We start from the raw sequence: 21,902 nt of genomic DNA on the forward strand, positions 1-21,902 counted from the left end.
TACGTTTCATCAGTGCGCGGACAGGATGGCGGACATCAGCGCATCCACGCTGACGGGAGCCTGATACTCCCCGGTGAAGGTGCCGTGCTGGAGCAGCAGAATGCGATCGCAGACCAGCGGCAGCTCTTCCACTTCGCTGGAGATAAACACCACGCTTTTCCCCTCGGCAGCCAGTTCGCGCACGATGCGGTAAATTTGCTGTTTCGCTTCGATATCCACGCCCCGCGTTGGCTCATCAAGCAGTAAGATCTGGCTGGCGGCGTACACCCAGCGGCCGATCACCACTTTTTGCTGATTGCCGCCGGAGAGCGTCCCGATAGCCGTTTCAGCGCTGGCGGCTTTCACCGTCATCCTCTGCATCATCGCCTCCGTGACCTGGCGGATCCTTTCCCACTGCAGCAGGCCGCGCACGCTGACTTTGCTGCGGTTGGTCAGGACGGTGTTTTCATCCACGCCAAGCCAGGGGATGATCCCGGCCTCTTTGCGGTTTTCCGGGGTATAGCCAATGCCGCGCCGGAGCATGTCGGCATAGTCGGGCCGTCGGATGGCCTCGCCGTTGAGCAGGATCTCTCCGCGCTCAAAAGGCTCCAGCCCGACAAGGGCTTTCAGCAGCTCGCTGCGCCCCGCGCCCAGCAGTCCGGCAATACCGAGCACCTCGCCACGGCGCAGGCTAAAAGAGATGTCCCTGAGCTTCGGCGCCTGCTGCAGGCCTTTCACCTCCAGTACCGGCTCGCCGTGAATGGCGGCGGAGGCGACCGGAGCGCTATCCGCGTGTTCGCGGCCGAGCATCAGAGAGACGATATGGAGAGTGGTGGTGCTCTCCAGCATCACGTCGCCCGCCACCTGACCGTCGCGCATAATGGTGGCGCAGGAGGCGATGCGGCGGATCTCCTCCATCCGGTGGCTGACGTAGATCACCGCCACGCCCAGCGCGGACATGCTCTTCACCGCGTTAATCACCCGATCCACTTCCGCACTGGCCAGCGAGCTGGTGGGCTCGTCGAGGATCACCACCTTCGGCTCGCCCTTCATCACCCGCGCAATCTCCACCAGCTGCTTTTGCGCCGGACTCAGGTCGGCGACCGGCATGTCGGGATCGATATCGACCCCGAGGCGCTGCAGGCTCTGCTGCGCCTCCTGTTTCATCCGGGCGTAATCCACCATGCCGCCGCGGCGCGGCCACTGCCCGAGGCAGAGGTTCTCCGCCACGCTCAGCCCTTCCACCAGGCTGAGCTCCTGATACACCGCCCGCACGCCCAGTTCGGCGGCGCGGCGGGTCAGCGTGGCCTCATCGCCCTCCAGCCGCGTCTCACCCAGCCAGATATCACCGCTGTCCGGGCGCTCGCTGCCGGTCAGCATCCGAATCAGGGTCGATTTACCGGCCCCGTTTTTGCCGAGCAGGGCACGCACCTCGCCTCTGTTAAGGGTGAAGTTGACGTTATCCAGCGCCACCACGCCGGGATAACGTTTATTGCCGCCCACCACTTTTGCGACCGGCACAGCCTCTGTTTGCCTTGTTATGGACACGGGAACCTCAGCGATTCATCAAGAGAGTTAAGGCAGACCATCAACATGCGTTGCCAGCCACTGTTTGCCATCTTCGGTTTGGGTATAGAGATCGACAGGCACCTGAATCACCTTCTCCGTCAGCGGCTTTTTCTCGATAACGCCAAGGGTGTGCGCAAAAACGGCATCGCCCATTTTTTTACCGGAAATATCCACTACCGCTTTCAGTACCTGATTGTTAGCCAGCTCCTGGGCAATTTCGGTGGTCATATCTGACCCAAAGACGGCAATGTTTCCCGCCTGATTCTGGTTACGTACCGCTTTCACCGCCCCCAGGGTCGCGCCACCCGATTCGCCCATAATGGCGTTCAGGCCGGGCGTAGAAATAATCAGCTTTTCACCGACGGAAATGGCTTTATCCAGCACCGTGCCTTCTTGGTTAGCGACGATTTTCGCCCCCGGCACCCGGGCCGTCAGCGCCGCCTCAAAGCCTTTCCGTCGCTGGACGCACACCTCGAAGGCTTCACAGTTAATAACGGCGATTTTCGGCTCCGCGATGTTGCTGGCGATAAAATAGTCGGCGGCGGCGTTGCCGAGCTTTTTGCCAAACTCCAGCGGGTCGCCCACAAGATAGGCCGCGACATATTTATCGACGCCTTTCTGGTTAATGCAGGTGTTGTAGCAAATCACCGGAATACCGGCCTCGCTGGCACGACGCACCGTGCGGCTGCTGCCGTTTTCAGAGACGGCGGAAAGGATAATGGCGTCGACGTTACGCGCCACGAGGGTATCCACGAAGGTGCTCTCTCTGGAGATATCCCCCTGGGCGTTGGTTTCGATCAGCTGCACCTGCACATCGGACGTTTTTGCCGCATCCTGCACGCCCTGCCGCACGCCCGCGTAGTAGCCCTGGGTATCGAGATAAATAGCGCCAATCGTCATCTGCTTCCCGGCGGCGAAGCCGGAAAAGGACAAACTCAACAGCGTGAAGAAGAAGAGCGAACGTAAGGACGTTCTGGTGGTTGTGCACATAGGTGCCTCCTGTAAGGTTATTGCGACATACGCCAGGCCTCTGAAACGGAGCGGCCGGTCAGGCCGCTCAAAGATGACGGTTAAGGAACGTTAGTGAACAAGGGGAAGCACAAAGGGCATCACCTGACGGAACAGCGCGGCCTTCGGCCATGCCGGATTAATCCCGTCCAGCGCGGCGCAGGCGTTTTCATACCCGTCGATATCGCCCAGCCCTGCGGCGGCCAGCGCCTCTACCGTCAGGCATTTCTCTTTGTGCTGCTGTTGCAGATCGGCATAGAGTGAGAGCAGGTCCGGCCTGGAGACGGCGAAGAAGTCCGCGTCGATGTGGCTTTTCGCCATCTGCTGCGCCCACTGTTTCATCTCCGTGAACAGCTGAGTCGACGCCTGCTGCTCGCCGAGCATCTTCAGCGCCATCCCCTGCCAGAAGAGATAATCCACCGGCTGATCGTTGTAGTAGCTGTGGATATTGATGGTCCGGTCACCCGTTGCCGCCTGCCGCAGACAGCGCGTGGCCTCCGTCGAATCGCCCTGCTCGCGGGCACAAACGGCGAGCCAGAACCAGATATCGTTATCCGTCTGCCCCGGTAGACGCCCTTCGCTCAGGTTGTCGGGATAGCGCAGAGCCGCATGGAGCTGCTCTGCCGCCGCCTGCGGCTGCTTCCGTGCAATCTGCTGCCAGGCACGCAGGAGCTGGTTAAGGATGTACTGGCCGGTGACTTTCCCTTCGCCGCCTTCCCACGGATGGAACTTACGCGTTGCCAGGCACTGCGCCGCTTTCTCCGTCTCGCCGGCCAGATGCCAGAGATCCAGCAGTTCAGCGGTCATATCGTCGCGCTTCAGGGCGCAGTCGAGGCTGGCCTCAAGCCGGGCAAGCCGTGTTTCCGGCGCGGCACCGGTCAGTTTATCCAGCAGATCGCGCTCGAACAGCAGACGGGCATCCTGCGGCGCAAGGCGGCAGGCGGTATCCAGGTAACGGGCGGCCAGCCCGGCGTCGTGCTCTTTGTTCCAGGCGTGGATCGCCAGACCTCGCCAGCCGTCGGCAAACTCCGGCATCATCTCAACGCAGCTCTGCCACAGGGCGGTCGCTTTTTCATAGCTGCGTTTGTTATAGAAGAAGCAGGCCAGCAGATGCCGGGCGAACCCGCACTCCGCAATACTTTCCAGGGCGGCCACTTCGTCGAGCGTATTGGGGAAGCGGACAAACGCCGGGAAGGCTTCCCGCGCCTGCTCAACCAGCGCGCCGCGCGCCGCCTGCGGCAGCAGGCTGGCCTGCAGATAGCGCGGCAGGGTGCGCGGGCAGTCGAGCGCCGCCAGCATCTCCGCCGCCAGGGACGGCATCCCCCAGTTGATAAGCTGTCCGGCGGTGAGCAGCGCGTTAACGTCGCGGCCACGGCACATCTCCCGCCACCGGGTCAGGCTGGCCTCGCTACGCTCGGCAAACCAGTCCAGCCACCATAAGGTCGGGTTCAGGGGATAGTCGCGCAGCAGCGTTTCCCGCTGCAGACGGGCATTCTCCTCGCGTCCGCTCAGCAGCAGAAGCAGGTTTTGCAGGCACAGCACCTCCTGATTTGTCGTGCAGGCGAGCAGGCTCTGACGGCAAAAATCCAGCCCGGCTTCAGGGTCGCCGCGACGGGCGCAAAGACGCGCCAGGCCGTAATACCCCCCGGCTTTGCTGTTACCGCTCCAGACCGCCCGCCAGAAATCCTCTTCGGCATCCTGCCATTTTTCCAGCCGTTCATACGCGCTGGCGCGGATCAGACTCGCCTGGCCGCACTGTGGGTTTTTATTCAGGCCGTGGGCGCGCTTCAGCGCCCCGGTTGCATAGCTCACGGCACGGTCGTAGTCGGCACGATTGTATTCGAGCATCGCCAGGGAGAGGTTGCAGCGGTAGTCGAGCGGGTCCAGCGCCACGCCGCGCAGGTAGTAGTCAAACGGGGAACGGCTGGCGTGGTGATACTGCTCCAGGTGCTGGCCGATAAACCAGGCTTCATCGGCGCTGGCGATCTCTGCGGCCGCCAGCGGCGCTTTCGCCACCTCAGGAAGCGGAACCGCCTCAGGCTGGTGCTCCTGATAGCAGAGCACAATATTGCCGCTGGCATCCGACAGTTCGATGGTCATCCTTGCCGGATCGCGCCCTTTCAGCACGTCCTGTATCGCGGTAGCCGGGGTCAGGGAAATTGCCTTATCAAGCAGCGCCTGCGGGTTACCGGCTTCGCGGATCGCCAGCCGGTGGCCGACCAGTGGCGCAATGGCGTAGAGGCCCCACGCGATCCCCTCATCAGAGCGCTGCAGTTTGATCACCGCATCGCGGGAGGCGTTCTGCACCATGCCCAGCGAGTGATACGGCAGGAAATATTGCTCAAAGCGTTTCTCTTCCCAGGCATCAAGCCAGGTGAAGTCTGGCTGGTTGTCGGCAAAAATCCCGGTCATCAGCTCAATATAAGGCCCGTTTTCATCGGTGAGATTTTTATCCCAGGCCTGGCCAAATTCACTGTAGCCCCAGCTCCACTGTTTTTTCCCCGGCGCGATATGGTGGTTGGCGACGTGCAGCAGGCCGCCATCTTCGTCATGGCACCAGGCGCCGACAAAATCGTAGGCCGATTTCTCCGCCATATAGGACGTCGGTACCGGCACGTTTTGATAGCGGGAGATATCCACCCCGGCGGAGTAGTCCACTTTGTAGTAGGTACCGGTGGCGATGGGAAACGCGGAGACCGCACGTTTTCCGTGATCGAATACGGCGGTGACGTCAGGCGGGAAGACGCTCTGGTGCCCATCCCCGCCCTTCACCGCCGGGTTGGCCCACCACAGGAAGTGGCGCGGGGTGGGATTACCGTTATAAACACGGCTGCCGATTTCCAGCGCGGCGCGATCCGGGCGCAGGGTAAAGCCGGTCATCACCTGCAGTCCGTGCATGGGTTCGGTTTCCCCAACCCACAGAGTTTGTGATCCGTCGTCATGGGCTTCAATGGTAAAGTCCACCGGCATAAAGGTGGTCGGACGGTGGTGCTGCGGCCAGTTGAACTCAATCCCGCCGGAGATCCACGGCCCCAGCAGCCCCACCAGGGCGGGTTTGATCACCTCATTGTGATAGACAAAATCGCGCTGTTTAACTTTGTCCCACGCCCGATGCACGCGCCCGCCCAGCTCCGGCAGGATCATCACTTTGATGTAGTCATTTTCCAGCCAGACCGCCTGCCACTGCCGCAGTGTTTTCTGCTCGCTAAGCGTATCCGTTACGCCGTAGGGATAGACCGCGCCGGACGATCCCTGATAGACACGATTTTCCAGAAACATGGGATGAATATCCTGCGGCCCGGTTTCATAGGTCGGGATACTGATGCTTTCCTGCCAAACTTTTACTGGATCCATAATCGCCCTCAATATTAACAAGACATACTGAATGAAAAGATTGATGGCAGTTTAATGAACAATCTGGCACTGTTTTCGCACAATAATCACGCAATAAAGTAAACAAGGTTTAGTGACATGAGAGCCTGTATCAACAATCAGCAGATTCGCCGCTATAACAAATGCGTGATCCTCGAACTTCTCTACCGACATAAGCGTGCCAATAAATCGACCCTGGCGCGGCTGGCGCAGATCTCGATCCCGGCGGTCAGTAACATCCTCGATGAACTGGAGCGCGAGAAGCGGGTGCTCAATGTCGAAGATGAAAAACAAACGCGCGGCCACAGCAGCGGCATCTGGCTTATTGCCCCGGATGGCGACTGGACGCTGTGCGTTAACGTCACGCCCACCAGCATCGAATGCCAGCTGGCGAACGCCTGCCTGAGCCCCAAAGGCGAATTCGAACGGTTTGCCATTAGCGCCCCCGATCCGCAGGCGCTGCTGGCGGAGATTGAACAGTGCTGGCATCGCCACCGCAGGCTGTGGCCGGGGCGAACCATCAATCTTGCGCTGGCGATCCACGGGCAGGTCGATCCGGTTACCGGGGTGTCGCAAACCATGCCCCAGGCGCCCTGGACAACGCCGGTCGAGGTAAAATATCTGCTGGAAGAGAGGCTGGGGATCCGCGTGAAGGTGGATAACGACTGCGTGATGCTGGCCCTGGCGGAGAAGTGGCAAAACGACGCCCGCGGCCGCGATTTTTGCGTGATTAACGTCGACTACGGGATCGGTTCTTCCTTCGTCATCAACGATCAAATCTATCGCGGGAGCCTGTACGGCAGCGGCCAGATAGGCCATACCATTGTTAATCCGGATGGGGCGGCCTGCGACTGCGGGCGCTACGGCTGTCTGGAAACGCTGGCCTCGTTGAGCGCGCTAAAGAAACAGGCGCGGACCTGGCTGAAACTGCAGCCCTCTGCGGGCCTTGACCCGGAAACCCTGACTTCGGACCAGCTTATTGCGGCCTGGCAACAGGGCGATATCCGCATCAATGCCTGGGTCGAGAATGCCGCGAATGCCATCGGGCTGAGCCTGTATAACTTTTTGAATATTTTGAATATTAATCAGATTTGGCTTTACGGTCGCAGCTGCGCGTTTGGTGAACCCTGGCTTGCCAGCATCGTCAGACAGACCGGGCTTAACCCCTTCGACCAGGGAGAGTGCTCCCGTAGTCGGGCAACCCAGATTGGACTGGGGCAGCTGAGCCGATCCCAGCAAATTATGGGGATTGGCTATTTATACGTTGAAGCACAGCTTGAGGCATCGGGCTAGCGGATATAGGAGTCCAGCACGCTAAGCACCACCTGCAGATCCTCTTCGCGTTTGACCTCGTCGTTTTCATGCACGATATGATCGGTCAAATGGCCCTTAATCACTTCCCGCATCAGACCGTTGACCGCGCCGCGAATTGCGGCGATCTGCTGCAAAACTTCCGCACATTCATGGGGCGCATCGAGCATTTTCTTCAACGCCGCGACCTGACCTTCGATCTTACTGGCCCGCGCTTTTAGTTTCCGCTTATCGCGAATGGTATGCGACATACAAACCTCAAACTGCCGTTGTGAGCTGGGCGACAGCATACCATGCATTCACCAGGGAGAAGATAATTCTACTGGGGGGTAGTATTTTTTACTGGGGGGGAGTAGATTTAAGCGCACAAAAAACGATCGAGAATGCTTCTCATGAACGACTTTTCAACGCTCTTACAGCAGGGAAATGCCTGGTTCTTTATCCCGAGCGCGATTCTGCTCGGTGCCCTGCATGGCCTTGAGCCGGGACACTCTAAAACCATGATGGCGGCGTTTATTATCGCTATCAAAGGAACGGTCAGGCAGGCGGTGATGCTGGGACTGGCGGCAACCGTCAGCCACACCGCCATCGTCTGGCTGATCGCGCTGGGCGGCATGTACGTCAGCCGTCGGTTTACCGCCGAGGCCGTTGAGCCGTGGCTACAGATGATCTCCGCGGTCATTATTCTGACAACCGCAGCCTGGATGTTCTGGCGGACGTGGCGCGGGGAAAAAAGCTGGCTGGATGAGCAGCAGCACAGCCATCCACCTGCTCCAAAAGCGTTTACCACGATAGCCCGTATCGACGGCACCGCCACGCTGGCCCCGAGGCCAATGGTGATGCAGGCCCATCAGCAGGATCATCATCCTGAGCTGGCCGGGCTGCTGCCGGATTCGAAGGAGTATCAGGATGCACATGCCAGAGCCCATGCAAAAGATATTGAGCGCCGCTTTAGTCGTAACGACGTCAGCAACACGCAAATCATTCTCTTCGGCCTGACCGGCGGGCTTATCCCCTGCCCTGCGGCCATTACCGTGCTGCTGATCTGTATCCAGCTTAAGGCGCTGTCGCTGGGCGCAACCCTGGTGGTGAGTTTCAGTATCGGGCTGGCGTTAACCCTGGTGGCGGTGGGCGTCGGGGCGGCGATTAGCCTGCGCCAGGCCACAAAGCGCTGGTCGGGGCTAAACCGCCTGATTGGCAAAGCGCCTTATCTCTCCAGCGCCCTGATCGCTATCGTCGGCGTGTATATGGCGATCCATGGGTACGCGGGACTGCGGTAAATACGCAGGGCGTTATTTCCTGTCTCGTTTCAGTTCACAAATTCGGTTATTTTCCGCCTTCGCGGGCGGATTAAAACGGGCTGAATTCACGTCCTGTCGATGTAAATGATACACAAATGTTAATTAAATGTTTACCCTCCATCCTTTTTTAACATTTAAAACCGCCCTGGTACTGGGGTGATATTATGTTTTTAACTATTTGATAACCAAATTAGATCCAATATTTTACAATAACGGTTAGCCATCACATTTAGCCGATCTGTGATTCATTCCCTCTTCCCTTCGTTGCTAACCTCAGGCCGTGACATGCTCCGGCCCTCAAAAAAGGTACAACGATGAAATTCAAACTCGCATTACTCAGCGCAGCCCTGGTTTCTGCCTGCATGTTGTCCGGTACGTCCGCTGCGGCGGAAAAAAAATACGACATTGCCGTAGTCGCTAAGGTCACCGGTATTCCGTGGTTTAACCGTATGGAGACCGGCGTTAACGACGCGGCGAAGAAACTCGATGTGAATGCGTATCAGACCGGCCCTTCGACGCCCGATCCTGCCCAGCAGGTCAAGGTGATTGAGGATCTGATCGCCAAAAACGTTAACGCCATTATCGTGGTGCCGAACGACGCCAAAGTGCTGGAGCCGGTGCTGAAAAAAGCCCGCGACAAAGGCATCGTGGTGCTGACGCACGAATCCCCGGATCAGCAGATCGGCCAGTGGGATATCGAAACCATCGACAGCGAAAAATACGCGCAGGCCAACGTCGACGAGCTGGCGAAAAGTATGGGCGGAAAAGGCGGCTATGCCATTTACGTCGGCTCGCTGACCGTGCCGCTGCATAACGCCTGGGCCGATTACGCCATTAAGTACCAGAAAGAGAAGTATCCGGAGATGTTTGAAGTCACCTCGCGTCTGCCGGTGGCGGAAAGCATCGATAAATCGTACTCCACCACCCTGGATTTGATGAAAACGTATCCGCAGATGAAAGGGATTATTGGCTTCGGGTCGCTCGGCCCGATTGGTGCCGGTCAGGCCGTTCAGAAGAAACGCGCCAAAGATAAAATTGCCGTGGTCGGGATCGCCATGCCAGGACAGGCTGCACCTTATCTGATGCGGGGCGATATCAAAAAAGCCCTGCTGTGGGATCCGAAAGACGCGGGATACGCGCTGGTGACGGTTGCCGACCAGCTCTTGCAGGGCAAAGAGGTCACACCCGACCTGACCCTCGATGGCTTAGGAAAAGCCGATGTCGACATGGATAAGAAAGTGATCCGCTTTAATAAGATCCTCGAAGTCACCAAAGATAACGCGCAGTCACTCGGGTTCTGAGGCTTTCAGCCACCACCAGGGAACCCAACGCCGGCCGTCTGGCCGGCGCTACCGAACCGATTAACACTCAGCGCCCGTACGGGCGCTCGCAGGGGTATTGTCGATGACAGACACCACCGCATTTATCACTCTTGAGAATATCAGCAAGCAATTCCCGGGCGTGCGGGCGCTGGATAAGGTGAACCTGACCCTGAAAAAAGGCGAAGTTCACTGTCTGGCGGGACAGAACGGCTGCGGTAAAAGCACCATTATCAAAGTGATCTCCGGGGTTTATCAGCCGGAAAAAGGGGCGCAGATCCTGCTCGACGGCAAACTGTTCCATCACCTGACGCCCTCGCTTTCCGCCCACTACGGTATCCAGGTGATTTACCAGGATCTCTCTTTGTTCCCCAACTTCAGCGTCACGGAGAATATCGCCGTCAACCGCTATCTGCCGGGCGGTGATATCTGGGTGCGGCGTGGCGCGATGCAACAGCAGGCGCTGGCGGCAATGAAGCGTATCGGCGTAACGATAGACCCGGATAAGAAAGTCGAAAAGCTGTCGATTGCCGACCGCCAGCTGGTGGCGATTTGCCGCGCCATCGCCGCCGACGCCCGGCTGGTGATCATGGATGAACCCACCGCGTCTCTGACCCGTCAGGAGGTGAACGGCCTGCTACGGGTGGTTAACGAATTAAAAGCCGCCGGAATTTGCGTGGTGTTCGTCAGCCACCGCCTTGATGAGGTGATGGAGGTGGCGGATCGGATTAGCGTCATGCGTGACGGCAAGCTGGTCGGCACCTTCCCCGCAAGCGAACTCGACAGCCACGAGCTGGCTTTCCTGATGACCGGACAGCGCTTTCACTACAGTCCCCTGCCGGAGAAGCCGCCCGTCGAGCAGGAACCGATGCTGGAGGTACGCCATTTAAGTCGCAAAGATAAGTACCAGGATATTAACCTGTCCCTGCGCAGCGGCGAGATTGTCTCAATCGTCGGCCTGCTGGGCGCGGGACGCACCGAACTCTGTCTGAGCCTGTTCGGAATGACCCAGCCCGAAAGCGGCGAAATCTGGATCAACGGCAAACCGGTCAAGCTGCGCAGTAACCACGACGCTATCAAACACGGGATCGGCTATGTCTCGGAAGATCGCCTGACTCAGGGACTGATCATGGAGCAGTCGATTTACGACAACACCATCGTGACGGTTTTTGACAAGCTCCACACGCGAGGCGGCCTGCTCGATCACCGTAAGGCCCGGACGCTGGTAGACGATCTGATTCGCGGGCTGAATATCAAAGTCTCCGACCCACAGCTGCCGGTTAAAACGCTCTCCGGCGGCAATGCCCAGAGGATAGCCATCGCCAAATGGGTCGCCACCCATCCGCGCATTCTTATCCTCGATTCGCCAACCGTCGGCGTCGATATTGCCAACAAAGAGGGGATCTACCAGATTGCCCGCGATTTGGCGGAACAGGGGATGGCGGTGCTGATGATTTGCGACGAAATCCCGGAAGCCTACTACAACAGTCACCGCGTGCTGGTCATGCGTCGCGGCAGGCTGGTGGCTGAATTTAATCCTCATCGCTGCCGCGAAGAGGAGATTGCTGACGTGGTCGAGGTAATCCATGAATAACCGTATCGCCCACCTGGTCGGGCAACATGAGTTCTGGCTTGGGCTGCTGGTGGTCGCTCTCGCTGTCGGCCTGAGCGTCAGCACCGAGGAGTTTCTCTCGCTCGGCAATTTGACGGATGTCGCCACCAGCTACGCCATTCTCGGCATTCTCGCCTGCGGGCTCTTTGTGGTGCTGATTTCCGGCGGGATCGACATTTCGTTCCCGGCGATGACCGCCATCGCCCAGTACGCCATGGCAAGCTGGACCCTCGCCCACGGCGGCAACTTTGCGCTGGCGCTGCTTATCGCCATTGCCGTCGGACTTCTGCTGGGACTGATTAACGGCTTCCTGGTCTACTGGCTGCGGGTCCCGGCGATTATTATCACTATCGCCACGTTAAACCTCTATTACGGGCTGCTGGTCTACACCACCAAAGGCACCTGGCTGTACGGTTTTCCGGACTGGTTTATGAATGGCATCAACTGGTTCTCCTTCACCGCCGCCGACGGTTATGACTACGGGCTGACGCTTCCCCTGCTCTGCCTGGCGGCCGTCATTCTCTTTACCGCCGTGCTGATGAATTTCACCCGCCTTGGCCGCCAGGTTTACGCCATGGGCGGCAATCGCGACGCGGCCTCACGGCTCGGGTTGAACCTGCCGAAGCTGCATTTTTACGTCTATGGCTATATGGGCATCCTCGCCGGTATCGCCGCCGTGGTGCAGGCGCAGATCACCCAGTCCGTGGCCCCCAACTCGCTGCTTGGTTTTGAGCTGACCGTGCTGGCGGCGGTGGTCCTTGGCGGCACCAGCATGAGCGGCGGACGCGGCACGCTTACCGGCACGCTGCTCGGGGTGATCCTGCTGGCCTTTTTGCAGAATGGCCTGACGCTGCTTGGCGTCTCCTCCTACTGGCACACCGTCTTTAGCGGCGCCATTATCCTGGTCAGCATCAGCGCCACGGCCTGGAATGAAAAACGCAAACTTGCGAGAGAGGTTTGAGATGAACGCCTTCATCAGACGCTTACCCGGTGATGCCATCATCCGCCTGCAGTGCGTGATGATTATCCTGGTTGCCGTGGTCTTTTCAGTCCTGCTGGGCAGCCGCTTCTTCAGCATCGCCAACTTCCAGTCCATCAGCTCGCAGCTGCCGATTCTTGGCCTGCTGGCGCTCGGGATGGGCATCACCATGCTCACGGGCGGCATTAACCTGTCGATTATCGCCGGGGCCAACGCCTGCTCGCTGGTGATGGCGGCGATCATTGTCAGCCATCCCGATAATCCACTCTTTCTGCTGCTGGCGCTGCTGGCCGGTCTCGCGGTGGCGGTGGCAATCGGCACGCTTAACGGGGCGCTTATCGCCTGGGTGGGTGTCTCGCCGATCCTCGCCACGCTTGGCACCATGACGCTGATCTCCGGCCTCAACATTCTGCTCTCCGACGGGACGGTGATTTCCGGCTTTCCGGCGGCGATTCAGTTCCTCGGCAATGCCAGCATCGCGGGTATCCCCGTCGCGCTGCTGCTCTTTCTGCTGGTGGCGGTGCTGCTGTGGGTGCTGCTGGAGCATACCACGCTCGGGCGCAGCCTTTATCTGGTGGGATCCAACGAACAGGCCACGCGCTACAGCGGCGTCAATACCGTGCGCGTGCAGATTGCGGTGTATGTGATTTCCGCGCTGCTCGGCTGGGCGGCCGCCATTTTGATGATGGCGAAATTCAACTCGGCGAAAGCGGGATACGGTGAATCTTACCTGCTGGTGACCATCCTGGCCTCGGTGCTCGGCGGGATTAACCCGGACGGCGGCTTCGGGCGCGTTATCGGTCTGGTCCTGGCGCTCATCGTGCTGCAAATGCTGGAAAGCGGCCTGAATTTGCTGGGGGTCAGTAGCTACCTCACGATGGCGCTCTGGGGCGCCGTGCTGATCCTCTTTATCGCATTACAAAATCGTAAAGCCTGATGTCGGGAGAAAAATAATGGCGAGTTACTTCATTGGTGTGGATGTAGGGACCGGGAGCGCGCGCGCAGGCGTGTTTGATCTGAACGGCAGAATGGTCGGTCAGGCCAGCCGGGCCATTGAAATTTATCGCCCGCAGGCCGATTTCGTGGAGCAATCCTCAGACAATATCTGGCAGGGGGTGTGTAACGCGGTGCGCGATGCGATTAACCAGTCGGATATCAACCCGATTCAGGTCAAAGGGCTGGGATTCGACGCCACCTGCTCACTGGTGGTGCTGGATAAAGAGGGCAAGCCCCTGACCGTCAGCCCGTCCGGACGCAGCGAGCAAAATATCGTGGTATGGATGGATCACCGCGCCATTACGCAGGCCGAGCGCATCAACGCCCTGCACCACCGCGTCCTGGACTACGTCGGCGGCATTATCTCGCCGGAAATGCAGACGCCGAAGCTGCTGTGGCTGAAGCAGCATATGCCCAATACCTGGGCTAACGCAGGGTACTTTTTCGATCTCCCCGACTTCCTGACCTGGCGCGCCACCGGGGACGATACGCGCTCGCTCTGCTCCACGGTCTGTAAATGGACCTATATGGGCCATGAAGATAGCTGGGACGCCAGCTATTTCCGCCAGATTGGCCTGGAGGATTTGCTGGTACATGATGCCGAGAAAATCGGCCGCTACGTGAAAACCATGGGCGAGCCGCTGGGTCACGGTCTGACCCAGCGCGCCGCCAGCGAAATGGGGCTGATACCGGGTACGGCGGTCAGCGTGTCGATTATCGATGCCCACGCGGGCACGCTCGGGACGCTCGGCGCCTGCGGCGTTTCCGGTGAAGTCGCCGATTTTGACCGCCGCATCGCGCTGATTGGCGGCACGTCAACGGGCCATATGGCTATCTCAAAAACGCCGCGCTTTATCGGCGGCGTCTGGGGCCCGTACTACTCGGCGGTGCTGCCTGACTCCTGGCTCAATGAAGGCGGCCAGTCGGCAACCGGGGCGCTTATCGACCATATGATTCAGTCTCATCCCTGCTATGACGCTCTGCTGGCCCAGGCTAAAGCCCAGGGGCAGACCATTTACGAAGCGCTGAACGCGCTGCTGCGCAAGATGGCCGGCGAACCAGAAAATATCGCCTTCCTGACCCGTGATATCCATCTTCTGCCCTACTTCCACGGCAACCGCTCGCCGCGCGCTAACCCGACGCTGACCGGCGCGATTACCGGCCTGAAGCTGTCGCGCACGCCGGAAGATATGGCGCTGCATTATCTGGCGACCATCCAGGCTATCGCACTCGGCACCCGCCATATTATCGAAACGATGAATCAGAGCGGCTACACCATCGACACCATTATGGCCAGCGGCGGCGGCACCAAAAATCCGGTGTTCGTGCAGGAGCACGCCAACGCCACCGGCTGCGCCATGCTGCTCCCGGAAGAGAGCGAGGCAATGCTGCTCGGCAGCGCGATGATGGGCACCGTCGCCGCTGGCGTCTTTGAGACCTTCCCGGAAGCCATGTCCGCGATGAGCCGGATTGGCAAAACGGTAACGCCGCAGACCAACCGCATCAAGCAGTATTACGACCGCAAATACCGGGTGTTCCATGAGATGTACCAGGACCATATGAAATACCGTCAGTTAATGCAGGAGGACGTATGAACCACGCATGGCAGCAGGCCACCGGCACCTGGACACTCTACAGTGAAGCGCTGGCCGGTTTAGGCCAGCATCTGGACGAATCCCTGTGGGCATCGCTGATGGCGGAACTGCGCGGATGTCAGGGGAAAATTGTCGTCACCGGAGTCGGTACCTCCGGCATTGCCGCGCGCAAAATCGCCCATATGCTGGCCTGCGTCGAGCGTCCGGCGATCTACCTGAGCGCCACCGATGCCGCCCACGGCGACATGGGGTTTTTACGCGAAGACGACCTGGTGATTATGCTCTCCCGCGGCGGCAACTCGGACGAGCTGACCCGGCTGTTGCCGGGACTGGCGGCCAGAAACGTGCCGGTGCTGGCCGTTACCGAAAACCCGGCGTCGGCGATAGCGCTGGCGTCGCGGCTGGTTATCTCTACCGGCGTCCAGCGCGAGGCCGACCCGCTGAATATGCTGGCGACCACCTCCATTATTCTGGTGCTGGCCATTTTCGACGCCGCCTGCGCATGTCTGATGAGCGAAAGTGGCTATTCGAAAGAAAGCCTGCTGGCGGTGCATCCGGGTGGCAATGTGGGGCTGACACTAAGGCAAAGACAGAAAAATCAATAACCCCACGGTAGCCATATTATAAAGTCAGGCCCGAAGGAGAACCCGCTTTCGGGCCTTATATTTATTTACTCGCCAACCTGGAACGCTTATTCTTGCCGAACTGATGGAGTATAAATTCGCAAGGAGCGGTTATGTACTACAGGAATGAAGTCACAGGCTATTTACAATCCAACAGAATCCTCGCATTAAAGCTTGACCACGCGTTAACGGGTGTCAGAGAAAAAGTAGCCGATCATGTTACAACAATAGGTGCAGGAGCGACCCGCCTGCTTTATTACACCTCTTGCTTCACTGATGAATATCAGGGTATTTGATCGAGCAGGCATATAAAACAAAATAGGCGTCGAATGGCGGCATTGCAGAAATCATTATCAAAATGGTTCGGTGATCATGATGGGTTATATAAAAAGGTTTTTTAGAAGGCTTTTCAGATCCTTAGTTTCGCATTATGGTCAGTTAGCACTAATCATTATATTCGCATTAGCTCAGGGGTGTTTTTTCCCTGAAAGCTCACTATTGCCTACAGGTTTGTTCGCCTTATTCATTTGCGTTATCTTTGCTCGTTACGTGAAATGGTAACCTCTGGGGATTAAAATAACCCCATCAAGAAAACCATACATTCAAATTATAATTAATATAATGCAGCGATGATTAGGCAACTATGATAAAACTTCTCAAACGATTTTTAAAATGGCAATGTAAGTTTTTATTCTCAATATATGGCCCAGGATTGCTGACACTTTTTTTTGCAACCACCCTGGTATATTTCTTTCCGGAAGGACCAATTTGGCCTGTCGGGGTATTTGCTATATTCATGATAGTTATAGTTAGTCGCCACATAAAATGGTGAACGCTTGATAATTTTCCCAATAGAGGGAAAAAATCTCAAGGTGATGATGCTAACAGATTAAAAAGGCCGCACGCGGCGGCCTTCTTAGCTTCAAACGATAACGCTTATGCGTAAACCGGGAAGCGAGCGCAGATTTCCAGTACTTTCTGCTTCACGCGTTCAATAACGGCTTCGTCATTGATGTTGTCCAGCACGTCACACATCCAGCCGGCCAGCTCTTTCACTTCCGCTTCTTTAAAGCCACGACGGGTGACCGCCGGAGAACCGATACGGATACCGGAAGTCACAAACGGGCTCTTCGGATCGTTCGGCACGCTGTTTTTGTTGACGGTGATATTGGCGCGGCCCAGGGCAGCGTCAGCTTCTTTACCGGTCAGGTTTTTATCCACCAGATCCAGCAGGAACAGGTGGTTTTCCGTGCCGCCGGAAACCACTTTGTAGCCGCGGTTCAGGAACACTTCCACCATCGCTTTGGCGTTTTTGGCAACCTGCTGCTGGTAAACTTTGAACTCCGGCTCCATCGCTTCTTTCAGCGCCACGGCTTTCGCCGCGATAACGTGCATCAGCGGGCCGCCCTGCGCGCTTGGGAAAACGGCAGAGTTCAGTTTTTTGTACAGCTCTTCGTCACCGCCTTTCGCCAGGATCAGGCCACCGCGTGGACCTGCCAGGGTTTTGTGAGTGGTGGTGGTCACAACGTGAGCATGTGGAACCGGGTTCGGGTAGACGTCAGCGGCGATCAGACCGGCAACGTGCGCCATATCAACGAACAGATACGCACCGATGCTGTCTGCGATTTCACGCATTTTGGCCCAGTCAACCACGCCGGAATAGGCAGAGAAACCACCGATAATCATCTTCGGTTTGTGGGTCTGCGCCTGCTTCGCCATATCTTCGTAGTCAATTTTGCCGGACTCATCGATACCGTAAGGGATGATGTTATACAGTTTGCCGGAGAAGTTAACCGGGGAGCCGTGGGTCAGGTGACCGCCCTGCGCCAGGTTCATACCCAGAACGGTATCGCCCGGCTGCAGCAGCGCGGTATAGACCGCGAAGTTAGCCTGTGAGCCGGAGTGCGGCTGCACGTTAGCGTAGTCGGCACCGAACAGTGCTTTCGCACGGTCAATCGCCAGCTGCTCAACGATATCAACATACTCGCAGCCGCCGTAGTAGCGTTTGCCCGGATAACCTTCAGCATATTTGTTGGTCAGCTGAGAGCCCTGCGCCTGCATCACACGCGGGCTGGTGTAGTTCTCGGAGGCGATCAGTTCGATGTGCTCTTCCTGACGTACTTTTTCCTGCTCCATAGCCTGCCACAGTTCGGCATCATAATCGGCAATGTTCATTTCACGCTTTAACATCCGCATCTCCTGACTCAGCTAACAATAAAATTTTGCCCGTAAAAGGCAGTCCTGTTGGACAACGGCCAACAGTATAACTGATTCAAATTCTGATAACAGGTCTTGACAAAGGATTTTACGCAAACGATTGGCTCCGCATGACACAAGGGTTTGACCAACAAAGACCTGCGCCGCAAAAACGGATTTATTTTCAGTTTGCAGATGCAAATAATTCACCTTCATGCGCGGTCGTCGGCGCGAAACATCTCCTTTACAACCGAGGGGGATTACCTATAAGATGCATCTAAAATACAACTTATAAGTAACATATGAAGGAAGAGACTATGTTAGACGCCCAAACCATCGCAACGGTAAAATCGACCATTCCCCTGCTGGTAGAAACCGGTCCTAAGCTGACCGCCCACTTTTACGACCGCATGTTTGCCCACAATCCGGAACTGAAAGATATCTTCAATATGAGCAACCAGCGCAACGGCGATCAGCGTGAAGCGCTGTTCAATGCCATTGCCGCCTATGCCAGCAATCTTGAGAATCTGGCCGCTTTGCTGCCTGCGGTGGAGAAGATCGCCCAGAAGCACACCAGCTTCCAGATTAAGCCGGAGCAGTACAACATCGTCGGCGAACATCTGCTGGCAACCCTGGATGAGATGTTCAGCCCGGGTCAGGAGGTGCTGGATGCCTGGGGCAAAGCCTACGGTGTGCTGGCCGGGGTCTTTATTCAGCGTGAAGATCAGCTTTACCAGCAGAACGCCGCGAAATCCGGCGGCTGGGAAGGCACTCGCGCGTTCCGCATTGTGGCAAAAACGCCGCGCAGCCGGTTGATTACCAGCTTCGAACTGGCACCGGTCGATGGTAAAGCCATTGCGGAATATAAACCGGGTCAGTACCTCGGCGTCTGGTTAAAACCCGACGGCTTTGAGTATCAGGAGATCCGTCAGTACTCCCTCACCGGCGGAGATAATCCGCAGCATTACCGTATCGCCGTGAAGCGCGAAGATGGCGGTCGTGTCTCCAGCTGGCTGCATGACATCGCCGAAGCGGGCGACGTGATCCATCTGGCCGCACCGGCTGGCGACTTCTTTATGCAGGTTAGCCCGCAGACGCCGGTCACGCTGATCTCGGCAGGCGTCGGCCAGACTCCGATGCTGGCGATGCTCGCAACGCTTGCCGGAAGTCAGCATCCGGCCCAGGTCAACTGGTTCCATGCCGCCGAAAACGGCGCGGTGCATGCCTTTGCCGATGAGGTCAGCGCCGCGGGCAGCCAGCTGCCGCGTTTCGCCTCGCATATCTGGTATCGCACCCCGGACGAAGCCGATCGGGCGGACGGACGCTTTAACAGCGAAGGATTAATGAATCTGGGGCAGTTTGAGGGGCAGTTCAGCAATCCGAAGGGAGAGTTCTGGCTTTGTGGTCCGGTGGCGTTTATGCAGTTTGCTGCACAGCAGCTGGTAGCGCTGGGCGTGGACGCAGAGCGTATTCATTACGAATGCTTCGGCCCGCATAAGGTGCTGTAAGCGTAAATATCCGGCCTTCTCTTGCGAAGAAGGCCGGGTGATACATCAGATTGCCGCGTCGTCTTCTTCGCCGGTACGAATACGTACCACGCGTGCCACGTCGAAGACAAAAATCTTACCGTCGCCAATTTTACCGGTCTGCGCCGTGCGGATAATCGTATCCACACAGGTATCGACGATATCGTCAGTCACCACGATTTCAATTTTCACTTTCGGCAGAAAATCGACCATATACTCTGCGCCACGGTAAAGCTCGGTATGGCCCTTCTGACGACCAAAGCCTTTCACTTCGGTTACCGTCATCCCGGTAATGCCTACTTCTGCCAGCGCTTCGCGGACATCGTCCAGTTTGAAGGGCTTAATAATCGCATCAATCTTTTTCATGGTGTTCCTTTGCTACTCGCCTGTCTGTCATCACGTAACCGGTTGCTCGTCCAACGTATCACAACTGTCGAAAATTTGCGGCAGGAAAACTACTCTTTGAAATCATTCGCCTCAAGCTCGTGGCGCGACAGCAGTTTGTAGAATTCGGTCCGGTTGCGGCCGGCCATCCTTGCAGCGTGGGTCACATTGCCTTTGGTAATTTGCAGCAGCTTACGCAGATAGTTCAGCTCAAACTGATTACGCGCCTCAACAAAGGTCGGCAGCGCGGTGTTTTCCCCTTCCAGCGCCTGCTCAACCAGCGCATCACCAATCACCGGCGATGAGGTCAGGGCCACACACTGCTCGATCACGTTCACCAGCTGACGCACGTTGCCCGGCCAGCTGGCCGTCATCAGGCGCTTCATGGCATCGGTAGAAAACGCGCGCACAAAGGGTTTATGCCGGTCCGCCGACTGGCGCAGCAGATGGTTTGCCAGCAGCGGAATATCTTCAGACCGCTCGGCCAGCGCCGGGATCTTCAGATTGACCACGTTCAGGCGGTAGAAGAGATCTTCACGAAACTCGCCGCGCGCCATCGCCTTAGGCAGATCCCGGTGGGTCGCCGAAACAATGCGCACGTCGATATCCAGATCGCGGTTGCTGCCCAGCGGACGCACCTTGCGCTCCTGCAGGACACGCAGCAGCTTCACCTGCAAAGGCGCGGGCATATCACCAATCTCATCGAGGAACAGAGTACCGCCCTCGGCCGCCTGAAACAGCCCTTCCCGGTTGCTGACCGCCCCGGTAAACGCCCCTCTGGCGTGACCAAACAGCTCGGACTCCAGCAACTGCTCCGGCAGCGCGCCGCAGTTAATAGCGATAAAGGGGTTTTTACAGCGCGGGCTGGCGTTGTGAATCGCCTGGGCGAGGATCTCCTTACCGGTGCCGCTCTGACCGTTGATCAGCACGCTGACATCCGACTGCGCCACCATCCTGGCCTGCTCCAGCAGGCGCAGCATCAGCGGGCTGCGGGTGACAATCGACTCGCGCCACTGTTCATCGCTGGAAGCCGCGGTATGCTCCAGCGCGCCGTCAATCGCCTGGTAGAGCGCATCTTTGTCGACCGGCTTGGTCAGAAAGCTGAAGACACCCTGCTGGGTGGCGGCCACGGCGTCGGGGATCGAGCCGTGGGCGGTAAGAATGATGACCGGCATTCCCGGCTGGACCTTCTGGATTTCGCTGAACAGCTGCATGCCGTCCATCTCATCCATCCGCAGATCGCTGATCACCAGGTCAATTTTATCCCGGGCCAGTACCCGCAGGCCTTCCTGACCGCTTTCGGCGGTGACCACGCTGTAGCCTTCGCTGGTCAGACGCATGCCCAGTAGCTTCAGCAGGCCCGGATCGTCATCGACCAGCAGCAAATGCGCCGATTTATGCCCCGTCATGGATTCTCCTCTCCCTGTGGTTCATCTTCCGGGGCAGATTTGTCACCGCTCCGGTCGCTGTCCGGGTTGAAAGCCGCCGTGGGTTTACGCGACGACAGCCGCCTTTCGATATCGGTCAGATTTTCCAGCTTGCGGGTCGTGAGATCAAGCTGGTTGCGCAGGTGTTCCTGCTGCTGACGCAGCGTGTCCAGCTCGCCGTCGGTAGACTGCTGCAGCTTCGCGTAGCGGGAACGTTCGCTGGAGAGCTGCAGTTCGAGCATCTGCCCGTCGCGCCAGATCTGATACAGCGGCCGCACCTGACCGGGGATCCCGCTGCTAAAGGCATCGAGACGCGCCATCATTTCCCGACGCTCCAGCGGGGTGATCTTCGCGCTGCCCAGTAAAATGGCGTGCATAAAACCGTCCTGCCAGGTGTCATCCAGCTGCAGACGCGCCTGTGCGCGGGCCTCGGCGGGAGGCAGACGTCCGGCGCAGTCCATGGCCCGCATCCAGAACAGCGGGTTACTTTCCGTCGCCGTCCCGGTCATCAGCTGGATATCATCACAGTCGGTGAGCAGATAGTCGGCCAGCTGATGCTGGGGAAGTTTTTCACTAATACCGCCGTTCGGCGGGCTATCGGAAGAAGGGGATACGCATCCGGCCAGGGTCAGTCCCGCCAGCCCGGCCAGTAAGGAACGAACGATTTTCGCGTTAAAATTACGTGCTAAGGCCTGTGACATACTC

General features: G+C 57.9%; 17 protein-coding genes and 1 pseudogene. 10 read left to right on the plus strand and 8 right to left on the minus strand.

Annotated features, from left to right (window positions below; translation table 11 throughout):
• Positions 1-9: 9 nt before the first annotated feature.
• From EDF81_RS08175 to EDF81_RS08185, 3 genes are all read right to left on the minus strand, one after another.
• The gene (locus EDF81_RS08175) at positions 10-1,521 is read right to left on the minus strand and encodes a sugar ABC transporter ATP-binding protein (RefSeq protein WP_123347706.1); all 1,512 of its coding nucleotides are present in this window, start codon (positions 1,519-1,521) and stop codon (positions 10-12) included.
• A 33-nt stretch (positions 1,522-1,554) separates the two neighbouring features.
• Complete coding sequence (locus EDF81_RS08180; protein ID WP_123347574.1) at positions 1,555-2,538, minus strand: substrate-binding domain-containing protein; 984 nt, start codon at positions 2,536-2,538, stop codon at positions 1,555-1,557.
• 90 nt (positions 2,539-2,628) lie between these two features.
• Entirely contained in the window at positions 2,629-5,910 is a 3,282-nt protein-coding gene (locus EDF81_RS08185) for a DUF5107 domain-containing protein (RefSeq protein WP_123347575.1), read from the minus strand.
• A gap of 117 nt (positions 5,911-6,027) precedes the next feature.
• On the opposite strand from EDF81_RS08185, the gene EDF81_RS08190 reads away from it, so the two are divergent.
• Positions 6,028-7,221 carry an ROK family transcriptional regulator gene (locus EDF81_RS08190; RefSeq protein ID WP_123347576.1) on the plus strand — a complete coding sequence of 398 codons (1,194 nt, stop codon included), beginning with the start codon at positions 6,028-6,030 and terminating at the stop codon, positions 7,219-7,221.
• Here EDF81_RS08190 and rcnR read toward each other — a convergent pair.
• Positions 7,218-7,490 carry a Ni(II)/Co(II)-binding transcriptional repressor RcnR gene (gene rcnR / locus EDF81_RS08195; RefSeq protein ID WP_123347577.1) on the minus strand — a complete coding sequence of 91 codons (273 nt, stop codon included), beginning with the start codon at positions 7,488-7,490 and terminating at the stop codon, positions 7,218-7,220. The genes EDF81_RS08190 and rcnR overlap by 4 nt on opposite strands.
• A gap of 141 nt (positions 7,491-7,631) precedes the next feature.
• On the opposite strand from rcnR, the gene EDF81_RS08200 reads away from it, so the two are divergent.
• The 8 genes and pseudogenes from EDF81_RS08200 to EDF81_RS08235 all read left to right on the plus strand — a co-directional run.
• Positions 7,632-8,519 (plus strand): nickel/cobalt efflux protein RcnA, encoded by an 888-nt coding sequence (locus EDF81_RS08200; RefSeq protein WP_123347578.1) that lies wholly within the window; start codon positions 7,632-7,634, stop codon positions 8,517-8,519.
• A gap of 335 nt (positions 8,520-8,854) precedes the next feature.
• The gene (locus EDF81_RS08205) at positions 8,855-9,841 is read left to right on the plus strand and encodes an autoinducer 2 ABC transporter substrate-binding protein (RefSeq protein WP_123347579.1); all 987 of its coding nucleotides are present in this window, start codon (positions 8,855-8,857) and stop codon (positions 9,839-9,841) included.
• A gap of 103 nt (positions 9,842-9,944) precedes the next feature.
• A complete protein-coding gene (locus EDF81_RS08210; protein ID WP_123347580.1) occupies positions 9,945-11,453 on the plus strand; it encodes a sugar ABC transporter ATP-binding protein in 1,509 nt (502 codons plus the stop codon).
• Entirely contained in the window at positions 11,446-12,432 is a 987-nt protein-coding gene (locus EDF81_RS08215) for an ABC transporter permease (protein WP_123347581.1), read from the plus strand. Before EDF81_RS08210 ends, EDF81_RS08215 begins: the two co-directional genes overlap by 8 nt.
• A 1-nt stretch (position 12,433) precedes the next feature.
• Positions 12,434-13,387: an ABC transporter permease gene (locus EDF81_RS08220; RefSeq protein WP_184999475.1), complete on the plus strand. Its 954-nt coding sequence runs from the start codon at positions 12,434-12,436 to the stop codon at positions 13,385-13,387.
• 16 nt (positions 13,388-13,403) lie between these two features.
• Positions 13,404-15,041 carry an FGGY-family carbohydrate kinase gene (locus EDF81_RS08225; protein ID WP_123347583.1) on the plus strand — a complete coding sequence of 546 codons (1,638 nt, stop codon included), beginning with the start codon at positions 13,404-13,406 and terminating at the stop codon, positions 15,039-15,041.
• The gene (locus tag EDF81_RS08230; RefSeq protein ID WP_123347584.1) at positions 15,038-15,646 is read left to right on the plus strand and encodes an SIS domain-containing protein; all 609 of its coding nucleotides are present in this window, start codon (positions 15,038-15,040) and stop codon (positions 15,644-15,646) included. The genes EDF81_RS08225 and EDF81_RS08230 overlap by 4 nt, the downstream gene beginning before the upstream one ends.
• A gap of 131 nt (positions 15,647-15,777) precedes the next feature.
• Positions 15,778-15,957 (plus strand): annotated as a pseudogene (locus tag EDF81_RS08235) (hypothetical protein); the annotation flags it as partial.
• Positions 15,958-16,600: 643 nt separating this feature from the next.
• Here the strand turns inward: EDF81_RS08235 and glyA are convergent.
• A complete protein-coding gene (glyA, locus tag EDF81_RS08245) occupies positions 16,601-17,854 on the minus strand; it encodes a serine hydroxymethyltransferase (RefSeq protein ID WP_123347587.1) in 1,254 nt (417 codons plus the stop codon).
• A 323-nt stretch (positions 17,855-18,177) separates the two neighbouring features.
• On the opposite strand from glyA, the gene hmpA reads away from it, so the two are divergent.
• Complete coding sequence (gene hmpA, locus EDF81_RS08250; RefSeq protein WP_123347588.1) at positions 18,178-19,368, plus strand: NO-inducible flavohemoprotein; 1,191 nt, start codon at positions 18,178-18,180, stop codon at positions 19,366-19,368.
• Positions 19,369-19,413: 45 nt separating this feature from the next.
• Here the strand turns inward: hmpA and glnB are convergent, their stop codons facing one another.
• The 3 genes from glnB to qseG all read right to left on the minus strand — a co-directional run bounded on the left by glnB (position 19,414) and on the right by qseG (position 21,898).
• Entirely contained in the window at positions 19,414-19,752 is a 339-nt protein-coding gene (gene glnB / locus EDF81_RS08255) for a nitrogen regulatory protein P-II (RefSeq protein WP_002438074.1), read from the minus strand.
• 89 nt (positions 19,753-19,841) lie between these two features.
• Positions 19,842-21,179 carry a two-component system response regulator GlrR gene (glrR, locus tag EDF81_RS08260; RefSeq protein WP_123347589.1) on the minus strand — a complete coding sequence of 446 codons (1,338 nt, stop codon included), beginning with the start codon at positions 21,177-21,179 and terminating at the stop codon, positions 19,842-19,844.
• A complete protein-coding gene (qseG, locus tag EDF81_RS08265) occupies positions 21,176-21,898 on the minus strand; it encodes a two-component system QseEF-associated lipoprotein QseG (protein WP_260232676.1) in 723 nt (240 codons plus the stop codon). Before qseG ends, glrR begins: the two co-directional genes overlap by 4 nt.
• Positions 21,899-21,902 lie beyond the last annotated feature (4 nt).

The organism is Enterobacter sp. BIGb0383, from assembly GCF_003751845.1.
Classification (GTDB): domain Bacteria; phylum Pseudomonadota; class Gammaproteobacteria; order Enterobacterales; family Enterobacteriaceae; genus BIGb0383.